The 2941-nt window shown below is 41.8% G+C and carries 3 protein-coding genes; 1 reads left to right on the forward strand and 2 read right to left on the reverse strand.

Annotated elements, in window-relative coordinates; all coding sequences use genetic code 11:
• The first annotated feature begins 309 nt into the window (after positions 1 to 309).
• Positions 310 to 1227, forward strand: coding sequence for a glycosyltransferase family 2 protein (locus O9332_RS26340; RefSeq protein ID WP_288028007.1), 918 nt, complete (start codon positions 310 to 312; stop codon positions 1225 to 1227).
• A 198-nt stretch (positions 1228 to 1425) separates the two neighbouring features.
• Here O9332_RS26340 and O9332_RS26345 read toward each other — a convergent pair whose 3' ends face one another.
• Both O9332_RS26345 and O9332_RS26350 read right to left on the reverse strand, forming a co-directional pair.
• Complete coding sequence (locus O9332_RS26345; protein WP_002757482.1) at positions 1426 to 2451, reverse strand: ABC transporter permease; 1026 nt, start codon at positions 2449 to 2451, stop codon at positions 1426 to 1428.
• Between the two features lie 247 nt (positions 2452 to 2698).
• Positions 2699 to 2941 (reverse strand): hypothetical protein (locus O9332_RS26350; RefSeq protein WP_288028009.1); only part of this gene is annotated, 243 nt, incomplete at its 5' end.

Consider the following 2941-nt stretch of genomic DNA (forward strand, 5'->3'; position numbering starts at 1 on the left):
GCACCACCTTTTAGACTTTATGCTCGATGAGGCCATCCCTGTTACTCGCGTTAATTCTTCTTGATTTTGGATGGGGAGCTACAGGGCAAAAGCGTTTTGTATTCTGTATTCCTTGCTACATTCTGAATTTGGAATTGCTGGTAATACTTAAGAAATATTGACAAAATGGCGATCGAGGTTAGAATAGGCTCAGTCTGACAGTTTTAAAAAAATTTCTTGGATAATAAAGGTTTTCATTCCGCTTTTTCCAGTACACAATAGAACTACTGCCCGATCGGGTTTCGTATAATCAAACACCATATTATATCTATGTTTTCCATTTACATTCTCACTCATAACGAAGAAATTGATATTGCCGCCTGTGTGGAATCGGCACTTCTATCCGATGATGTGATTGTGGTTGACTCCTACAGTAGCGATCTCACTGTAGAGATTGCTTCTCGTTATCCAGTGCGCGTGATTCAGCATCAATTCGAGAGTCATGGTAAACAAAGAACTTGGATGTTAGAAAATATCGAGACTAAATACGATTGGGTTTATATTCTCGAAGCAGATGAAAGGATGACACCCCAACTCTACGCAGAATGTCTGCGCGCCACTCAACAGAAAGAATTTACTGGTTTTTATGTGGCCGAAAGAGTTATGTTTATGGGAACTTGGATCCGTCGCAGCACCCAGTATCCCCGTTATCAAATGCGTCTATTTAGAAAAGATCAAGTCTGGTTTAGCGATTATGGTCACACGGAAAGGGAAGAATGTCGAGGAAAAACCTCTTTTTTAGAAGAAACCTATCCCCACTATACCTGTAGTAAAGGTTTAAGTCGTTGGATTGAAAAACATAATCGTTACTCTACCGATGAAGCGGCAGAAACCCTACATCAGTTGGCTAACGGTGGTGTTAGTTGGAAAAAATTATTTTTTGGTGAAACCGAAGTAGATAGACGGAGAGCTTTAAAAGATTTATCTCTACGATTGCCTTTTCGTCCCTTGCTTCGTTGGTTTTATATGTATTTTATCTTGGCGGGAATTCTCGATGGTAAAGCTGGTTTTGCTTGGTGTACTCTGCAAGCTTTTTATGAGTATTTGATCCTCTTAAAAGTAGCGGAAATGAAACAGGGTTTACCCACTCCCACCGAAGTGAGAAATCCTTTTCATCCCCCGAAAAATGGTGACAATAGTAATTTCCATAGGCCCGATTTCGTCTCCCTAAAAGGAAAAGCCGATTAACATTCAACCATTATTAATCAGTCAGCAATCACCTAACAACAACCTAGAGATAAAAAGCAATCCTGATCCATTTTTTATTAGCTGTGACATCAATTTCACGGCTGTTGTCTCATCTCAAGCTGTACGGTATTTAAACTGCGTAGTGGTCTCCCCACCTCCCCACTTCATAATTCATAATTCATAATTCCCTCTCCCTGATTAATAACGGATGCGAGGATCAACATAAGCATTGATTAAATCGATTAAAATACTGGCAAAAACCACTATTGTCGCAAAAAAAGCCATTAATCCCTGTACTGTTGGGTAATCCCGCAGAGAAATCGCGCGATATAACTGATTTCCCAAACCCGGCCAAGAAAAAGTAACTTCCGTCAAGACTGCACCACCTAAAAGAGCCGCAAAAGTTAATCCTAAGACAGTAATTACGGGTATTAGAGCATTTTTCAGCGCATGGGCGATCATAATCGTTTTTTCTGGTATTCCTCTCGCTTTGGCCGCATCTACATAGTCCGCTTGCAAAGTTTGTTTCAGATTAACTCGCACCATCCGTTCAAAAATCCCACTCAAGAGAATGCCGAGAGTAAAACTAGGTAAGGCTAGATAATACAAAGCTGTGGGCAACTTATCTAGTTGTAGAGTCATCAGACTATCAAGGGTGTATAAACCTGTAATTGTCTGGGGTGGAGTCTCACTCAAAGGAAAACGAGTCCCCAAGGGAAACCAGCGCAACTGTACCGCAAAAATTAGCTGTAAGAGCATTCCCACCCAAAAAATCGGCAAGGAATAGGTTATCAGTCCAAATAAACGTCCCCCCGCATCTAAGGGGGTATTCGGACGGGAAGCGGTGATAATTCCCAATCCGACTCCCACTATCACCGCAATTAGCATTCCATAAAAAGTTAGTTCCACCGTCGCTGGAAAATGTTTAGCGATAATCTCCCATACCGTCACCCCCTTACTGGTTAAAGAGTCTCCTAAATTGAGACGCATTAGGTGAAAAATATAGTCTAGGTACTGGAAAAATAGGGGTTTATTCAGTCCTAATTGTTCTCTTAGGGCATTTTTGGCACTTTCAGGGGCGCGGTTGCCTAAAATCGCATCCGTGGGATCACCGGGGGCAACACGCATCAGTAGAAAAACCACCGTCACGATCGTCCATAACATCAAGGGAGCTAGGAGTAAACGCACCAGTAAATAGGATTGTAAAGCAGCGCGGCGAGACATGAGGGCTTTCCGATCAGAAATATAGATTCTCAAGGAACCATACCCCAAAATCGCCCCAGCGATCGAGAGGGATTGAATAAAAAATTAAATTGAGGAAAATATTTAGTACGAATAAACTAATATATCCGCACCGCCAGTTCTAATCAAGGGACTACCAAAAACCCCTAAAGGCTGAAAGGCTTACGTAGCAAGGGATAGAAAAAAGATCAAAAAATTTTGCCAAAAGGGGTTGACAAACTTAGGGAAGTTAGATACATTGGTAAATGCGCGGTTGAAGCGAAGCGAAAGCAAAGCGAAACAAACGACGCTGGAACCTAGACAAAACAATAGTTTGAAAGCCAAGCAAAACAGCCTCGTTTAGAAGCAATTCTATAACAAAGAAGTCAAACCCGCAAGGGGGAGACGAAAAAAAGTCAAAAGAATCAAACGATTCATCATGGAGAGTTTGATCCTGGCTCAGGATGAACGCTGGCGGCGTGCCTAACACATG

It is taken from the genome of Microcystis sp. LE19-10.1B, from assembly GCF_027530565.1.
Taxonomy (GTDB): domain Bacteria; phylum Cyanobacteriota; class Cyanobacteriia; order Cyanobacteriales; family Microcystaceae; genus Microcystis; species Microcystis aeruginosa.

Coding starts and splice junctions, on each gene's coding strand:
- O9332_RS26340 (WP_288028007.1), top strand. CDS start 310: ATGTTTTCCATTTACATTCTCACTCATAACGAAGAAATTGATATTGCC.
- O9332_RS26345 (WP_002757482.1), bottom strand. CDS start 2,451: ATGTCTCGCCGCGCTGCTTTACAATCCTATTTACTGGTGCGTTTACTC.